10 protein-coding genes are annotated in these 18,382 nt (G+C 45.2%); all 10 read right to left on the bottom strand.

Annotation, left to right across the window (positions count from 1 at the left end):
• Nucleotides 1-85: 85 nt before the first annotated feature.
• Complete coding sequence (sprA, locus tag QY309_00795; protein WKZ60026.1) at nucleotides 86-7,291, bottom strand: cell surface protein SprA; 7,206 nt, start codon at nucleotides 7,289-7,291, stop codon at nucleotides 86-88.
• A 6-nt stretch (nucleotides 7,292-7,297) separates the two neighbouring features.
• Nucleotides 7,298-7,891: a Holliday junction branch migration protein RuvA gene (gene ruvA, locus QY309_00800; GenBank protein WKZ60027.1), complete on the bottom strand. Its 594-nt coding sequence runs from the start codon at nucleotides 7,889-7,891 to the stop codon at nucleotides 7,298-7,300.
• A gap of 92 nt (nucleotides 7,892-7,983) precedes the next feature.
• The gene (locus tag QY309_00805) at nucleotides 7,984-10,260 is read right to left on the bottom strand and encodes an NADP-dependent malic enzyme (protein WKZ60028.1); all 2,277 of its coding nucleotides are present in this window, start codon (nucleotides 10,258-10,260) and stop codon (nucleotides 7,984-7,986) included.
• A 94-nt stretch (nucleotides 10,261-10,354) separates the two neighbouring features.
• The gene (locus QY309_00810; protein WKZ60029.1) at nucleotides 10,355-11,443 is read right to left on the bottom strand and encodes a DUF4837 family protein; all 1,089 of its coding nucleotides are present in this window, start codon (nucleotides 11,441-11,443) and stop codon (nucleotides 10,355-10,357) included.
• 66 nt (nucleotides 11,444-11,509) lie between these two features.
• Nucleotides 11,510-12,946, bottom strand: coding sequence for a LysM peptidoglycan-binding domain-containing protein (locus QY309_00815; GenBank protein WKZ60030.1), 1,437 nt, complete (start codon nucleotides 12,944-12,946; stop codon nucleotides 11,510-11,512).
• Nucleotide 12,947: 1 nt separating this feature from the next.
• On the bottom strand, nucleotides 12,948-14,378 hold the full coding sequence (gene gatA, locus QY309_00820) for an Asp-tRNA(Asn)/Glu-tRNA(Gln) amidotransferase subunit GatA (GenBank protein WKZ60031.1): 1,431 nt from the start codon (nucleotides 14,376-14,378) through the stop codon (nucleotides 12,948-12,950).
• 2 nt (nucleotides 14,379-14,380) lie between these two features.
• Entirely contained in the window at nucleotides 14,381-14,590 is a 210-nt protein-coding gene (locus QY309_00825) for a twin-arginine translocase TatA/TatE family subunit (GenBank protein ID WKZ60032.1), read from the bottom strand.
• Nucleotides 14,591-14,675: 85 nt separating this feature from the next.
• Nucleotides 14,676-15,869, bottom strand: coding sequence for a peptidoglycan DD-metalloendopeptidase family protein (locus QY309_00830; protein WKZ60033.1), 1,194 nt, complete (start codon nucleotides 15,867-15,869; stop codon nucleotides 14,676-14,678).
• Nucleotides 15,856-16,611 (bottom strand): DUF4292 domain-containing protein, encoded by a 756-nt coding sequence (locus tag QY309_00835; GenBank protein WKZ60034.1) that lies wholly within the window; start codon nucleotides 16,609-16,611, stop codon nucleotides 15,856-15,858. The genes QY309_00830 and QY309_00835 overlap by 14 nt, the downstream gene beginning before the upstream one ends.
• Entirely contained in the window at nucleotides 16,604-18,364 is a 1,761-nt protein-coding gene (locus QY309_00840; GenBank protein ID WKZ60035.1) for a tetratricopeptide repeat protein, read from the bottom strand. Before QY309_00840 ends, QY309_00835 begins: the two co-directional genes overlap by 8 nt.
• Nucleotides 18,365-18,382 lie beyond the last annotated feature (18 nt).

An 18,382-nucleotide genomic window follows, 5' to 3' on the forward strand; every position in this document is an offset into this window, starting at 1 on the left:
AGTGCCCAAAAATAAGGAGTTAATTCAAGAATCGAAGGAAAAGTTTGCCCTTAAATACCGAGGTAAAAGGGCTGTGCCTCAGTACCTATTGCGCCAAACTAAACCGCACCTGGAATCCGAAGCGGGTAGTGGCCCTGCGGAAGGAGTTGGAAACCTGTGGATCGTTAATGGTGCGCTCAAAGTACGCCTGCACGTTCAACTTTTGGTTAACCACGTAGCTAATGTTAGGCCTCAACTGGAAGTTGATGTTTCCATTGGTGAGTACGTTCAATTCTTCAATTTTTCGCTGGATGGTGGACTGGTTGCTGATGGTCATGTTCATGCGGAACGTGACATCATTTTTCAACACAATGGTTCGTCCCTGCGACTTGATTGGCAGTTTCATGTTGTTTTTGGTATATCCGATTTCAACGGTAACATCTTTGCTGCTTACTTCGGTTACCTGTGCATTGGCAATGTTCAATGCCAGTTCGCGTTTGGTTTTGTATTCGGCTCGTGCGGTTAAGCGGTTTTTGGTGCGGAGGTTTACACCGATTAAAGGCGAGAATTGTTCGGCAATCAATACCTGGCTGATCACGTAAATAGGTATTGGCCTGCCGTTATCGTTGGTCAGGTTAGAGAATATGCCGTTGTTATATTTTTCAATGGGCACGTTAAACCCTACATCTCCCGGATTTTCATATTGTAAAGAGTTTGAGAAATTCAACACCGAATACGTGGACGAGTATCCGTGTGTAATGGTAATCGACTGAAAAATATCCTTGAAGGCTTCAATTTTATTCAAGCCATTGTAATCCACACGCCAGGATGGAAACGGTGTGCGCGGGAACGGACTCAGGCTTATCTGTTCGGCACTTTTTCCGGTGTAAGCTGAAATGAAGGCTGGTATGACTACATCCTGACTGATTGAATCGTACTCGAAACCAGGGTTTACCGCTGCAAATCTTTGTTGCACCGTTAACAGGTTCTCTTCAAATTGTTGGAACACAGATGAAACCAGTTCGTCATTATCAGAACGAAAGGCAGTATTGATTGATAGAGTAGATATTTTATAACTGCCGTAACGGCTTGGGTTTAATGATATGTAATCATTCTGCATATCATCGAATCTGAAAATTTCCTGATAGCCATCAGTCACATCCTTTTTGATATCAAGTTGAACTTTCAAATCCGGAGATGGCTCAATGTTGGCGCGGCCGGTCAGTGATTTCGTTGAGGTTTGGGTAAATGGTATTGTCAGCGAAGTAGAACGAACCAGCCAATTATTTTCTGCAGCCTTTGTACGAATACCCGGACTTTGCCCTCCCAACACAAAATCCCATCCCGGAGCATCAAATCCCTTCGTTAACCCAAACAGATGAGGCGTTGGTTCAAAGCCGGGAAGCATGGTGCCTTCCGTAACGGTATAGGTTCCGTTTATGGATCGAACAGACATCAACAGCCGTAATAATCCTTTTACAAGAGGAGGTGTGGTGGGCGTTTTCACCGTATCTGCTTTTTGGTTGGGCTGCGGACGTGTGGTGGCAGGCCGGGGCGGACTGTTAATATTTTTCAGGAAGCCAATCTTGTTATACAGTTTCACCAGATCCAACCGACCGGATAAGGTTTGATCACGACTGTTTTGTATGGTGTTTCTGAAATTCAAGCTATCGGGTATGCCCCTTACTTCACCGGGTAAATCCAGTTGATCAATTGGGCCGGCCTTCCAATTGTAGTTCACCTGGTAGCGATATTCGGCACCCACCCAATCGGTGAGTGGAAATTTATCCAGCGGTACAACGTAGTTAGCCGTAATGGTCTGATCGAAATTTTTCATCCGGCCAAAGCGTTTCAGGTTGTTCATCACACTATCACGTTTCTCTTGTGTATCAATATCACCTTCAGGTTCGTCAATGATGGCGTTGGCGCGCGAGCTGTAATTTAAAGTCAAACTCTTGGTCAGGTTCCACTGAACATTGTAGGTACGATTGAAAGTAAAGTACTTCAGGTAGTTTGATTCAGAATTGGAAAGCGAGTTGCGATAAATGATTTTTGAGAAGGAGCGATCCAGATCGCCCCGCACCATTATGCTAGATGGGAGTAAACTAAAGTTGAAGTCTTTGATGAATTTGAACCAGGGCGATTTGAATCCGTCACTGTTTTTAAATGGTTCAAAACCTGCACCTTTGGGTGAAAAATTATACGCTACAGAACCGCCAATGTCTTTTCGTAAGGATTCAGCAATGGTAAAACTTCTGCGCACGTTATCGCTGTAGCGGTAGCTGAAAGATAGGTTTTCAATATCCCATAAGTGTGAGTTGGCTTCAGGGTTGACTTTGATTTTTCGAACGTTAGTAAAATTTAAACTTCTGCGTACTTCCCGGTCGCGGATAAGTTTTACGTAGTCATCTTTTTCCTGTTGGGTGTTGAACGAAGCCAGGGCGGCATCCAGTTTCTGGTCGGGGTTAGCCGGGTCGTAATTCGGATTGATGGTAGTGTTTTGGTAACTCACCAGCATCGGAATTTTTATACCGTGATTTCCCGGTAAGAGTTTATCGATGTTTACATTGGCTGTTACGTCATAGGCAAATGTTTCTTCACGTGTACGTTCGCTGATTTTGGAACTCACGCTTCCAAAGCCGTAAGTCATGTACCGCATCGAACCCGATACCGTGGCGAAGTCGGCAAGCTTGGCGTTGAAGCTTGTATTAAAGGCATAACCAGCCGTGCGATCAAAATCAGTAAGGCGCAATTCATTGGCCCAAACACAGACAGAATAGGAGCGTACATCATTGGTTCTTGGATTACGCACACCAATCATGATTAATTGCACTTGACTCAGATCGGGCCGTCCCACCACACGTAAACCGTGCCTGCCCACCATGCTGGGGCCTTCTGCGGGGAAAGGGATATCCAACGAAGCCCCCTCGCGATCGCGCCTGGCTTTCAGCCCGTACAAATCCTTCAAGGCAAAATCAAACTCGTTGGCTGACGGCCAGATGTCGCTTGCTGCTGAGGCAGAACCTGGTGTAATCTTCAAAGGTAATTCTACTTCGTAAAAATTTTCATTGAAATCCGTACCGAGACGCATGAATACGGTTAAGTCATCATCTTGTGCGTTGATGCTGTTGGCGTGTACAAACATTTTAATGCGGCCATAGTTGAAAAAATCCATGGTCACGTTTTTATAGATGGCACGCGCATCACCATCTTTTAAATTTTCAATGCACACCTGAACGGATTGCTCATTCAGTTCGCGGTAAACCGAAGACGTATTATCGCGGTCGCGGATGAACCCGGGAGGTAACACGTAGGGAGGTTTACCACTGGCCGGATCGGGTGCGGAGTTTTCTTCAATGTTTACCACCGATAAAGTGAAGTTGTCAAAGTCTGGTTCCGGATCAGGTACCAGTCCGCCTGCTTCCAGGTTTTCCAGGTAGCGTCTCCATCGGCTACCGATCAGGCGGAAGTTGGCCATGCGCAGCACCACGGGTTGCTGAAATTCAGTGAGGATCATGCGCACATAGCGAATGGACTTGAATCCTTCAATGTTGCCTACACGTTCTTCAAAATTTCGTACCGGTATGCGGAACAGATACCAGGTCGCGCCATCCGGGTTATTGTTTGTTTCGGATAGTCGTGCTGGTGTAATTTTATCTACGATATAATGTTTACCAATATCCAGATCGCCCGGCTCCAGCTCAATGCTATACTGGTAATATTCTTCCAGTTCATTTAAGGTATTATCCGCGTTCAGGTCTTCGTTATCCGGAAGAAAACCGTTTGAGCGTGGAATATCACTACCGGTGTTGATGGGTGTATTGTTCTCAAGGCCGTTATAATTTTTATAGCGTTCCAGAATTTGTGCATCACGGGCATCAAGCTCATTACCAAAATAAAATTGAAAATCATCTGCGGATGGATCTAGCGCAAACTCTGGATCAAGATTGACAAAGCTACTGTACTTTGTACGTTCATTTTCATTTCCGATACCATCCCAACCCACATCCTGGTTTGCTCTGGCTGTAGCAGAATTATCAAATGCGTTAGTAATGTATTGGCGATTGGTTACATATCCCCATGGGGTTTGTGTAGCTTCAGCCAGGTTACCGTCTGGGGGTAAACCATTTTCGAACCCATGTTTACCATCGCGTATAACATCTTCCGAAATACTTCCCAAGTGAAAAATCAGTTTTCCTCCAGTAGTATTGAAGTTGTTAAACTTTCCATCGATAATTCTTCCTCTATCGGAATTGTTGATAAAGGGATCCAACATCCAAAACTCTACATATTCAATGTTTGCTTTATCGAAATCTACTTCGGTTCGAATTGCAGTTGTCAATCCCGCCCAATTATCTGGAGCTTCTAGTGGGGTGTATTCGGTTTTTCCACTACCCAATCTAAGTGTGTCGTAATTATAGGGTCCTCGTTCGGTAGGATAGTATGCAATATCCAAAACCGGCTCCCAAAAATTTCCTTGTGGTGGAATGCGGTTGGGAAAAATTTCAGTGGGTTGAACGGCACGCACATAATGATTTTCTAAATCGCTGCTTGAAATATTCGCGGGCTTAAACTGGCCACCATCGCGGTAAAACTGGTTATCTACTATGTACCAGGCGAGTTTGGCACGTCTGAATCCAGCACGTAAATCGTTTTGGATTCCATCACTAAGATCGAAATCTGGATCTTTTGGTGTGGCCGCCAGTTTCCACGCTTGAGGACTCATCAATGAATAAGGTGTTGCCGTGTTCTCAAAATCATCGATATATCCGGTCCCCTCATCGTCTACAATATTTGAAGTACCCGGTAGCAATTGTGCAAACTCGCCACTCCAATTGATGGAGGATAATTCTTTCGTTTGAACACCCGGTATCGCATCAATCAGTTTGGTAATTAACCTGCTGTCTTTGCGGTAGTTGAAGTCGAGCCCATATTGAAGATTTCGTGCAGGCTCAGTACCAATAGCGTTACGGGTGATCAGTGGCCGCTCATTATAATAGAGTACGGTTGAGCCCAGGCTCAGGTTCTCGTTCACCTGGTAGTCGAACCGTGTACCCAACAACGATCGGGTTTGAAAGGCGAACGGATCGGACTGTTCGTATTGTATGCTGATGTTTTTACCGGAACTTAGAATGGCATCACTTAAAATGGTTACACGCCCAAAGGTGTAGTCGACTGTGTAATCAGTTCCTTCCATTAGCGGAGTGCCACCCGCATATACCCGCACCGATCCTTGAGAAACACCAAAACCCGGAATCAGAATTTCTTTTGATGATCCGGCCGAGTATGTGCCCACCAGCCAGAATTTATTTTTGGTAGCGATGAGCTCGGCATCGGCCCGTGTGGTACGATACAATGTATCGAACGCATACTTCTGAATTAAAAAACTTTCCTGTGGATCATTTTCAAATGCATCGCGCAAGGCTTTGCTGAATGGTTCGAGAAATGGAAAAATAATTATTCCGGCTTGGGTGTTGATGGTAACGCCTTCCACAAAATCGAAATTGCCATCCCGTTGCGGATCGTTAACCGGATTGAGTTTATCCAGGCCAAACACTTCAATGAGTTGGCGGTTGCGCACATCCTGTCCCTCCTGAAGTTGTGGGTTATCAATACCCGACCGGTCATCGCGGTAGATGATGCGCAGCTGAAAATTTTCGGGTGTTAATTGGGAAACATTTAATGAATAAATATTCTTCATCATCAAATCCCAGGTGGGTATGATTCTGAGTTGCTGATCGCGGATACTTACTTTACGCGGACGCAAGAGTTTTAAGAATAGCACTTCGTTGTCTGGTCGGCTGGCGTAATCTTCGGAGAGTTCGCCAACTTTATAGCTTCTTCCATTGTATGTAAATTCATAGGCCACCGCAAGCGCTTCATCATTTTGCAATTTTCGCGTAAGTGTGATGTAGCCCAGTTGTTTGTGAAAAGTATATTCGGTTGGATTAAGAATACGCGCTCCTGTAATTTTTTCGTAGTCGGTGCCGTTGTTGCCTTCTCCATCAAAGTAATTATCGAGTAATGCGTTTATGCCATCTGCATCACGACCGTTTGGACCACTAGTAAAGTTGCGCACATCATTAAAAAGCTCATTAGCCTCATTGGCATTTGGTGAGGACGCATTTAAACCGGTAACGGAGCTGTTGTAAACCCTGCGTGGTTCACCTAAATCCATCAGGCCTACTACATTACGAAGGGTACGTGTATCGTTATTGCGGTTCAGGATATAGACCTCAACGCGTGTGATGTTAATGCCGGAATAAATTTGTGGTGGGTTTCCCAACCATCGCTCAAAATTATCGCGGAAGAAATGCCCCAAAAAGAAATGGCGGTTTTCATCATACCCGGAAGCTACCAACTCAAACGGCCTGCCTTGTCCGCTGTTACCACCCGGCAATTCAATGGAAGCAACTTTACCACGTTGTGTGGAGGCTACGGTGGTCACAAATAATTTTCCGAATTGAAGTTGAGCCTTTACACCAAACAGGTTTTGCGAGCCTTGTATCAACGTGTTGTTCAACGGCAAGCTCACGTTACCGATTTCCAACTTCTTTAAAATATCTTCCTTGAAACCGGTGTACTCCACCTTCATGTTGTTTTGAAAATCGAAGGAGTTGTTGTTATCGAAGTTGGCACTTACGGCAAGTTTCTCACCTACTTTACCGATTACGCTCATGTTGATCTGCTGATCAAATTCAAAACCTCCGTTGCGTTGCTGGCGAATGGGAATGTTCGGGTTATCTATGCGCTGAAAAGCCACACCGAAATCAAGGGTAACGAAACCACGTGGTACCAACTCCACGTAACTTCCACCAAAAATGCGGTCAAGTATCGGGCTCACATACAATTTTGGAATCAGGCTTCTTCCGCTTACCGCACTTTCGCCATCCAGGCTTCTGGATTTTCCCTGCCAATAGCTTTTCAGCATTTGCCTGTCCTGGTACGCTTTAAATTCCTCAAACGACATGGATGTTACCGGGCGGTAGTTCAGGTCGCCTACTTTTTCATAAATGGTATAATTCAGACTGCTGTCGAGCTGGATTTCATAGCCGACTTTGGTTGGGTCTTTTAAGAAGAGTGGTGATTTGGAAGTGGTGTTCGAAAATGGATCACCGTATCGGTCGCGCAATTGAAACGTTGGCCTGAAGCTTGGGCGGTAGGGTTGTTGCCGTGCGGTATCAGCCCGGTTGGTACGCACCGTATCCTGCTGCTGAAAAAGTATGTCAGCATGAACCTCAGCAATGGGCTGCCCGGTTAAAAGCAGGGTAATGGCTGTAACGGTAAGAAACGATAAAGTCTTCAGCGTCACGCAGGCTTAGGCGTTTTTCAAAGCTTGTTTAACTAAATCCTCCAAAGTAACGGTATTTCCCGACTTTTTCAGGACGGCATCCACACTTTTCTCCGCAGCACTTTTGGTTATGCCAAGGGTGATTAGAGCAGATAACGCCTCGCTCCGGAGGGTATTGTGTTTGAGGCCCGGAATTGTTGAAACGCTGTCTTCGGCAAGGTCTTTCCGAAGCTTGTCTTTGAGTTCAATGATTACCCGTAAAGCCGTTTTACCACCAATGCCTTTTATGCGTTGCAGGGTAGTGGCATCTTCCTGAACAATGGCCGCCTTTAATTCTTCAGAAGAAAGATAGGAAAGCATAACGATGGCCGTACCGGGCCCAACGCCATTCACAGAAATCAGTTGTTGAAAAAGTTTTTTCTCAGCTTCCGTGCTGAAGCCGTACAACACGTGCGCATCTTCACGAATGGCCAGGTGGGTATAGATCAGGGTATTCTCCTGATCTTTAATACCGCTGAAGGTTTGCAGGGAAATGTTCACATGATAACCTACACCATTCACATCAATCACCACATGCGTGGGATCTTTTTGGACCAGCCTTCCTTTGAGAAATGAAATCATGATGATTTTGGATTTGTGATTTTAGATTTCGGATTTTGATTACTCGGGTGAACGCTGATAAATCAAATATCTAAAATCCGAAATCGTAAATGCTACAAGTGGTCATTCTGCTCATGCAACTGTGCATCCACCACGGCAATGGCAGCCATGTTCACAATTTCACGAACGGAGCTTCCCAATTGAAGCACATGCACCGGTTTTTTCATACCCAACAAAATCGGTCCGATGGCTTCCGCTCCGCCTATTTCCATCAGCAACTTGTAGGCAATATTTCCAGATGCCAGGTTAGGGAAGATGAGCGTATTTGCACCGCCATCTGCCAATGCGCTAAACGGATAGGTTTCTTTTTGTATCTCGGTATTCAAGGCTACGTTGGCTTGAATTTCTCCATCAATAATCAGATCAGGATGTTTCAGTTTTGCTAATCGAACGGCTTCACGGGTTTTCTCCGGAACTTCTCCACGCGATGAACCAAAGTTGGAGTAGGAGAGCACAGCAATTCGTGGCTCCATATCGAAGAAGCGAACGCCACGTGCGGTCAGCGAAATAATATCCACCAACTCATTAGCATTCGGATTCAGGTTAACGGTTGTATCGGCAAAAAAGTAAATGCCTTTCTTATTCATAATGATGTACATACCGGCCACCCGTTCAACACCTTCGGCCATTCCGATGATTTGCAGCGAGGGTAAAATGGTTTTCGGATAATCTTTTGTCAATCCCGAAACCACAGCATCCGCATCACCCACTTCCACCATCATGGCGGCATAGTAATTCCGGTCGCGCATCAATTGCTGGCAATCGCGGTAGGTAAGTCCTTTACGTTGGCGTTTTTTGTACAAGATTTCTGCGTATTCATTTACACGCTGGTGTTCCCTGCGTGGATAGATGATCGGGCAATCCAGCTCAAGTTTGTGTTCCTGAATCAAACGTTCAATTTCATCTTTATCGCCCAGCAAAATGGGTTGTGCAATGTGTTGATCGATGAGTTGTTGAGCAGCCTTCAGAATTTTGATATGATGCGCTTCGGCAAACACCACTCGTTTCGGGTTTTGCTTGGCGCGATCGATGATACGCGTCATTAGTTTTTGATCGATGCCAATGCGGTTCAACAATTCCTGGTGGTAAGCCGACCAGTCCTCAATGGGCCGCGTAGCCATGCCCGATTCCATAGCAGCTTTGGCCACAGCAGGAGAGATCGTGGTGATCAAACGCGGATCAAGCGGTTTCGGAATCAGGTATTCTCTTCCAAACGTAATCTTATCGGAGCCGTAAGCCTTCACCACCATTTCCGGTACGGGTTCTTTTGCCAGTTCAGCCAAAGCCCGCACAGCCGCCAGCTTCATGGGTTCATCAATTTCTTTTGCGCGAACGTCAAGTGCGCCACGGAAAATGTATGGAAAGCCCAACACGTTATTCACCTGGTTGGGATGATCAGAACGACCAGTGGCCATCACTAGGTCGGGCCGCGTTTTCTTTGCCAGGTCGTAAGCAATTTCCGGATTGGGGTTAGCCAACGCGAACACAATCGGATCTTTGGCCATCGATAAAATATCCTCTGGTGTTAAAATATCAGCTACCGATAACCCGATAAAGAAGTCGGCACCTTTCAACGCTTCACTTAGCGTAGTAAGATCACGATCGGTAGCAAATTCTTTTTTAATGTCATCCAGTCCTTTCCGGTCTTTGCGAATAACACCTTTGCTGTCGCACATCACAATGTTTTCTTTCTTCACGCCCAGGTGCAGGTAAAGTCGCGTGCAACTTACGGCTGCAGCACCCGCACCGTTCACCACTACCTTTATATCTCCAATTTTTTTTCCGACCAACTCCAAGGCGTTCAGCAATGCAGCACCTGAAATGATGGCGGTTCCATGCTGATCATCGTGCATCAGCGGAATGTTCATCTTTTCGCGCAAGGCTGTTTCAATTTTGAAACACTCCGGTGCCTTTATGTCTTCCAGGTTTATTCCACCAAACGTAGGCTCCAGGGATTTTACGATCTCAATAAATTTATCCGGGTCTTCTTCTGCAATTTCAATATCGAACACATCAATGCCCGCAAACTTTTTAAAGAGTACGCCCTTTCCTTCCATCACGGGTTTGGATGCCTCCGGGCCGATGTTGCCTAAACCGAGTACGGCTGTTCCGTTTGAGATTACGGCCACCAGGTTTCCTTTCGAAGTGTACTTGTACACATCTTCTTTGTTGGCGGCAATTTCCTTGCAGGGTTCGGCTACACCGGGTGAGTACGCCAGCGCCAGGTCAAGTTGTGAGCTGAGTACTTTGGTGGGTACAACTTCAATTTTACCGGGTTGTCCCTGGGTGTGATAATTCAGGGCATCTTGTTTGCGAATCTTCAATGACATAGGAAAAACTTAAGCCACCAAAGATAGTATACTATCAGGTAAATGACCTACCGGGCATAAAAATATGCACACGTCTGCTGATGAAGATTCGTACTTATTTTGCGGGGGAGGTTACACCCGATTTAAACGTCCACAAAATGGCTTCCAATTCGCGAATGGTTTCGCGTTGATCTTTACCCGGACTGTAGCAAAAGCCTTCAATGTAGTACAGGCGTTGTTGTTCTTCGTCAACTAATCCGTAGCTGATGAAGGGCCCACCCATGGTATTGTTATTCGTCTTCCACAACCACCGCAGTTCCATGGCAAACTTTCCGTTGAAATTTACCTGTGTTGCTTTTAATGGTTTAAACGGAATAGACGTTTCGGTTACGACATAACTTTCCGGATTAATCGGATCATCAAACAGGTATTTGCGGGCGATGTCATTTCGAAAGGCGATTAAGCTATCGGGCAGAAGCTGGTATTCGCTTTCATACGGTTTCCAACTGATGAAGATATTTTTATCCACGCGGGCATCCATTAACCGCAACCAGATAAAGTCTTTTTGCTTATCAGCAAGTTTAAAGCCAAATGGAATTTTTATTTCAACTCCATTTTCCTTGCGCAAGGCATCCGTCAATTCTTTTGTGGTGGTGACTTTATTCAGGTTTTCAAACAAGCGCTTCTTTTCAACTTCGTTAAAGAAGTTTACAATCGCCCGACTGTTGCTCTTAATTTTTTTTAACAGGTTTTCCTGTGTATCACTGAACAGGTACATCACTTCCTGCCCGCGTGAGTATTCATTTTTGGTAGTTACCAGGAAAAAGGAAGAATCGGTACGGATGCGCTCCAGGGTTTCTTCAGAGAAACTTTCTTTTAAAATTTTTGAACCTGCGGTTTGCTGATCCAGCGTAAAAACAAAAACGAGGTTACGAATTTGCGTTAGCAAGGTATAGCCCTTTCGTGGGTGAACATAAATCAGGTTGAATAGCGGCTCTTCGCGCGGAAGCCCCGGTACTTCTGCACGAAACATATCGCGCAGTTGTTCGCCCACTTCACCGTTCCATTGCACGGAGTCCATAATTAAAATCATGTCACCCGACTTACCCGACATGGAAGGAAGATTCTCCACACGGGTTTTCTCCGATGTATTGCATGCAACAACCAGTATAATGATGATAAGGATTAAAAGCAGATTCCTCATAGCGCAAGTTTAAATCTATAATCCAAGAACCTCTACTTTCGTCACGGATTTTTTATCCGAACGAAATTATAACGCAATGACCAGCGTTTGACCGGGCTTGATGTTATTACCCGTCAGGTTGTTAAGTGATTTTATCTTTTCGATGGTGAGTCCCTCAAATTTTCGTGAAATGTCCCACAGGGTATCGCCTGGTTGCACCACATAGGTTTTGGATGCCGGAATTTGAATGGGCGATACTGGCTTTGGCTTGGCAGCAGCCGTGGTAACTTCATGGTTTGCTGGCTCCTTTATCCAGATGGTAAGTTGCTGACCGATCCGTATGGTATTTCCCGAAAGATTGTTCCAGCGTTTAATGTCATCTACCCGAACTTTATACCGCATGGCAATGGAACCAAGTACATCACCACTCTTTACGCGGTACACAATGCGGTCGCGGCCATAGGTGCTGCCTTCCGTATTTTTAGCCAACAACTCCATTTCTTTTTTTCCAACTTTTGAAGCGGAGTCAAGAATGGCTAATCTGTTTTGACTGAGAACTTCTTTTGCGATGACAGGGATTCGGATCGCGTAATATTTTGTAGCATCCGGAACGGCATTGCGTAACATGCCCGGATTGAGAAGTTGCAGGTCATCCAAACAAATGCCGGTAAGGTTTGCCAGCGTATTGAAGTGAACGTACTTGTTCACCATTACCGTATCGTACGGCATCAGCATTTCCTGCTCATGTTCAATAAAATTATGTTCTGGCAGGTAGTTCATGGTGTAGATCATGGCCACAAATTGCGGCACGTACGAACGGGTTTCGCGGGGCAGGTAATTGTAAATTTCCCAAAATGTTTTTTTATAGCCTGATCTGCGGATTGCCTTTTTTACATTACCTGGCCCGGCATTGTAGGCAGCAAGTGCCAGTTCCCAATCATTGAACATGCCGTATAAATCGCGTAAGTAACGGCAAGCGGCATCGGTAGATTTTTCAAAATCCATACGATCATCGGTGTACCAATCGATGTGCAGTTTATAATGCCTGCCGGTTGCGTACATAAACTGCCATAACCCAACGGCACGTGCACGTGAAATCGCTTTTGGGTTTAAACCCGATTCAATAATGGATAAATATTTGAGTTCATCGGGCAATCCGTATTGCTTCAGGTATTTTTCGAAAATGGGGAAGTAGAGATGTTTTCTGCGAATGACCATGCGTGTGTATTCACGGTCGCGTACAGTAAAGTAATTAATAAAGGAGTGAATACGAGGATTATAGTGTAACGGAATTTCTTTCTCTAAACAACTCAATCGATCCTGAATAATGTCCGGACGATCATCACCCGGAATAAATTCAACATCGGAGAGCAGGGAGTAAAAAGCAAAGCTGGTGGAATCTTCTTTGAATAACATCTCCTCTTCAGCCATTGCCACTTCAACTGAATCCGGAACAGATTCTTCCTCTTGAGCCCAGGTGTTGAGCGCGCAAACGATTAACAGCAGTACAAGAAGTTTTTTCATATCAATCCAGTTTCAACAGCAGGTCGGAAAACTTTAATAAGGCCGATTCCTGAAAATCTTCGGCCAAAACCTGCAAACCAATGGGTAAACCCATATTATCCTTACCGCAAGGTACGGAAATACCCGGAATGCCCGAAACATTAGCCACCACGGAGTAGAGGTCGGCCAGGTACATTTGCAGCGGGTCGGTGGTTTTTGCTCCCAATGCAAAGGCGGTTGTTGGGGCAGTGGGCAACAAAATGAAATCGTGTTGCTTGAAAATTTCAAGCATGCGCTGCCGGATCAATTGCCGTACTTTTTGTGCACGCGTGTAATAGGCATCGTAATAGCTGGCGCTTAACACAAAGGTTCCGAGTAAAATTCTTCGCTGTACTTCTTTGCCAAGCGCTTCGGTACGTGATTTCTTGTACAGTGAATCCAGGTTGGTGGTGTTGGCGCTTCGGTGGCCATACCGAACCCCATCGTAACGCGAAAGGTTTGAACTTGCTTCGGCAGTGGCCAGAATGTAGTAGGTGGGCAAACTGTATTCTAATAAAGGAAAGTCGATTGCTTCAAGGGTATGTCCTTCCTGTTTTAGTCGCTTGAGTTTATGCTGCAGCGCTTCTTTTATTTCCGGCTGCAACCCATCCGATTCTATTGTTTCGCGGATGTACGCAATGCGGTATTTTTTTTCTGAAGCTGATTGTAGGTCATCTGAAAATTTTGGAACGGGTAGAGTTGAAACAGTGCTGTCGTATGCATCAGCACCAGCAATCACTTCCAACACGCGTGCCACATCTTCGGTAGATGTACCCAGTATTCCAATGCAATCAAATGATGAGGCGTAGGCGATTAATCCGTATCGCGAAATGCGCGAGTAGGTTGGTTTAAGTCCGATAACGCCACAAAATGCTGCCGGCTGCCGAACCGATCCGCCTGTATCTGATCCAAGCGAGATGCGGCACATGCCCATCTGAACAGCAACAGCCGAACCGCCTGAAGATCCACCGGGCACACGATCCGGGTTGGTGCCATTTTTCACGGTACCAAAGGCCGAGTTTTCATTGGACGACCCCATGCCAAATTCATCGCAATTTTGCCGCCCGATGATGATGGCATCTTCATCCAACAAGCGTTGAACGGCCGTGGCATTATATACCGAATGAAAACCATCCAGCATTTTACTGCTGGCCTGAAGGGGATGATCCTTGTAGGCAAGTACATCTTTTAGCCCAACAACAAGGCCGGCCAGTTTCCCAGCTGTTCCTTTGGAAATTTTCTGATCAATGGCTGAAGCAGATGCGAGCGCATCGGTTTCATACACACTCAAAAAAGCATTGAGGTGTTCGTGGTGTTTAATAACGGAGAGGTGGTGCCTGACTAAATCTTCGCAAGTGATGGTGCCGCGGAAGAGATCATGTTGTATTTCGCGGAGTGTTGCGTAAGCATTCAATATCAGTCTTCTATTTTTTTCGGAACTTCCTTTCCGGCCTCATCCACTTCCTTTTTCACATCCTTCACAGCGTCTTTGAATTCCCGTATGCCACGGCCAACACCGCGTGCGAATTCAGGAATTTTTTTCGCTCCAAAGAAAATCAAAACGGCAAGTGCAATGAGTACCCATTCCATCCCACCCGGCATTCCAAGCAAAAAAATTGAATTCATGTTTTTAATGTAATTGTCCGGTAAAGATAGAACTTAGTATCTGAATCAAAAAAATAAAGGGGATAAGCGGTTAACAGCCTCAGAATCAATTCCTCAACCAGGCCTGCGGATCGAGTGCCGTGGTGTTTTTGCGCAATTGAAAGCGTAATTCCGAGATCCCATCGGCATTGGAAAGCACCTGCCCGATTTCCTGGTTGGTGCTCACTTTTTGGCCCTTTTTCACGTACACCTCCTTCAAGCCGGAATACACGGTAAAGTACTCACCATGGCCGATGATAATAGCGTATCCCAGAATCTGAAAAAAGGAAACGGATCGCACTTCGCCTTCAAAAATGCTCTTCACTTTTTCGTTTTCTTTGGTTTGGATGTTGATGCCGTCATTCTGAATAATGACACTTTTGATAACCGGGTGATTTTGTTTACCAAACCGCTGGGAAACGAACCCAGATGCCGGCCACGGAAATTTTGATTTGTTACCCTCAAATGAACTGGACAGAGCAACCGCGGCAGTGCTGGTACTGGTTTTAGCCTTTGCTTCACGCGCGGCCCGCTCCATTTCTTCTTTTATGATTTCGTTGATTTTTTTATCGAGTGTAGCCAGTGCTTTTTTCGTGTCTTCCAAATCCTTTCGAAGAGATTTTTCCTGTTTTGCTAATGTTCTCACCAGGTCGTTTTGTTTTTTCTTCAGGTTCACCAAACTGTTGTTTTCAGCAACTTCCTGATCTAACAAGGTATTTTTCTCCGAACGTTTCACTTCAATTTCTTTTACCTGGTGCCCAAGCTCTGCCTGAACACTGGTAATGGCCGCAACTTGTAATTTTCTTCGTTCGGCATACTGCTGCATGTAGCGAAGGCGCATAGCCAGTTGATCGAATGATTGAGCAGAAAACAGAAAGGTGAGTCGGGTGGCACCATTGTTGGCTTTTTGTGCGGCAAATAACATGGCCGCATATTCTTTTTTCAATTTCTCCAAATCATCTTCGAGGGCTTTAATAATCCCGTTGTTTTCACTGATGTCCTTATCCAGGAGTGAAATTTCGGATTTGATGGATTGAATCAGGTTTTCCTGAACGCGAATGCGTTGATTCACGGCAGCCAGCTCACCCAGTGAATTCTTTTTGCGTGCGGTGGTTTCCCCCAGAATTTTTTCAACTTCTTTGATCTTCTCAAGATTCTGTTGCTTTTCTTTTTGAAGTTGAGCCTTTGTTTTCTGCGCAGAGGCAGAAAGAGAGGCGAGTGCAAGTATAACGAGTAGAAGTATTGTCTTACCTGCGGTCATATTTTTTAGGGATATTGAACGGGAATTTCAATTCCTTATCGCCTACTTCGGCTTTATTGTATTCAAATATAATGGAGGTATTCAATAATCCGGCTGCTGTTTTGTACAACAAGGAGATGGTGGCATTGTACGGAAAATTCTTTCCGCCAACGGGCTGAAAATTGCCATAGTTAATAGTCAGAGAGTTGTGTGTATCACTTTCCTTCAACTCCACTTTCTGAATCTTCATCGTATTGGCGCTGATGTAGTTCATAACGTCAACCGTGCCGGAAGATTGCTTTAACAGAAAGGTAAGACTCTTTTCCTCCACCTCATCAGATTCTTTTCTGGGCATCAATGTATTTCCTAAGAATGCAGATTGGATTACGTTGTAGTTAATTTCAAAGTTGAAGCGCTGCGAAAGTTCTTTGTAGTCGAACACGTAATACTCTTTATCTACATTGCTGATGATGGTAATGGAATCTTTATTAATCAGTGCGCGACCACCTTGCACCCCAATTACCGTGAAGTTCATCCATATAACACTGTCTTTGCGTACGCGAATAACCGCCTTCACATCGCGTTCTTTGGTGCCATCTTTCAACAACATCCGGGCTCTGCCCTGGAAGTATTCAAAGTCGATTTCTTCAATGGCCAATGATGATTTGGGAGTAGTTCGTTCGGTGGTAGGCGTTGTCTTCTTGCTGCACGCAGCCAGCACGAAGCAAACAATACCGAGCAAAAGCCAAAGGTGCTTATTCATAGATTTTCCGGTTCGCAATTTTCTTGTTCAGGTTTTCATTACTGGCATTCAGCATGCCCTTGGCTTTCTCCCATTGCTCCACAGCAAGATCAACCTCATTCAATTTAAAAAGGATATCACCATAATGTTCAATGTGCGTGGCATTGGCATTTCCGGTAGCAATGGCACGCTCCATAATTTTTCTGGCCTCCCGATATTTTTCCCTTGTGTAGAGTACCCACGCGTAGGTGTCCAGAAACGTGGCGTTATCAGGATTATTTTTGATTAACAATGTTGCCATTTTTTCTGCCTTATCGAGCGATGCTTTACGCAACGCCAGATAATAACTGTAGTTGTTCAGAACAATCGCATTGTTTGGATTAAATGAGAGTGCCTCATCAAAGGCTTTGTCCGATTTTTCATATTCGCGTGTGCCGTTGTACGCTTCGCCCAGCATGGCGTTTAACTCGCTGGTCATGCCCGGGTTTGAAGCGGCCAGCTTCTTGCCCTGCTCAAGCGAAGCGCTCGCAGCTTTGTAGCGCTTTTGCCGAAGATGTGCTGTGCCATTGAAGTAGTACAACATACTTTGGTTGGGATAATATTCAAGTGCTTTTTCAGAGTTGTCAATTACCGCATCAAAGGCTTCGCGTTGTATCTGCAGGTAAAGCAGGTTTTGCCAAACCTCAAAATTCACTTCACCCAATTCAATGGCTTTTAGGTAGTGACGTTCAGCCTCCGTGTTTTTGGATAAGGATAAATACAGATCGCCACCCAGGATGTGGGTGTTAACTTCGTTGGGAAATTGTGACACAAGCCTGGTGAACAATTCGATAGCAAAGTTTTCTTTATTGGTGTCTGATGTTTGCTTTGCTTTGGCCTGATTGAGTTCCGCATTGTATGTGCTCAACACAATAAGTTTACTGTTAAACTCCACTTCGGGGTTATCGAAAATGCTCAGTAAAAGTTGTCGAGCTTTTTCTTCCTGGTTCAGGTCGCGATAAACACCAGCCAATAACATGGAAGCATTAGGCGCGGATGCGTTTTCGCGAATAAATTTTTCCAGAACGGCTACCGCCTTTTCCATCTCTTTATTCTGCGAAAGAAATTCGGCAAAGCCAACGGCATATCGCTCTTCGTCCGGAAAGGTGTTCACCAGTTTTTCACCCTCTTCAATGGCCTCCTCCATTTTATTCATCTCCCAGAAAATGCGTTGCTTTTGGGTAGATGAGGTTTCATTCACACCAAAAAACTTTTCTGCCCGATTGTACACGTTGATCGCCTCAGCCGGTTTACCGGCATATTGATACATGGCGGCAAGCTCATACAGGTATTCTTCCGTGCCGGGCACTTCGGCCAGCATGGTTTCGTATAACTGTGCAGCACGATCGTATCGCGAGAGGTTGGAGTAGATGGAAGCACCCAACAAATAAAAAAATTTGTTTTTGCGCTCGTACTTCAAGGCCTGTTCAATGCTCAGGGATGCGCGGATCATGTCATCCTCCTTGCTCCCCATGGAAAGTACTTCGGCAACTTTGTAATGCAGGGTTCCATTTTCCGGAAGGATGTCCAATGCTTTTTGATAATACACCAGGGCTTTGGCAAAATCTTCCAGGATGAAATATTTCTCGCCTTCCGTGAAATAAAATTCAGCTTCCCGTGCCTTTAAACTTCCGGGTGTTCCCGGGTCTGCCTTCTTTTTCTTTTGCGCAACAGCGGCAAATGTTGTCACTAAAAACAGAAGGGTAAGCGCGATATGAAGTTTTCGGAAGATCACGTATAAATTGGATAAAAA

This window comes from Cyclobacteriaceae bacterium, assembly GCA_030584025.1.
GTDB lineage: Bacteria > Bacteroidota > Bacteroidia > Cytophagales > Cyclobacteriaceae > UBA2336.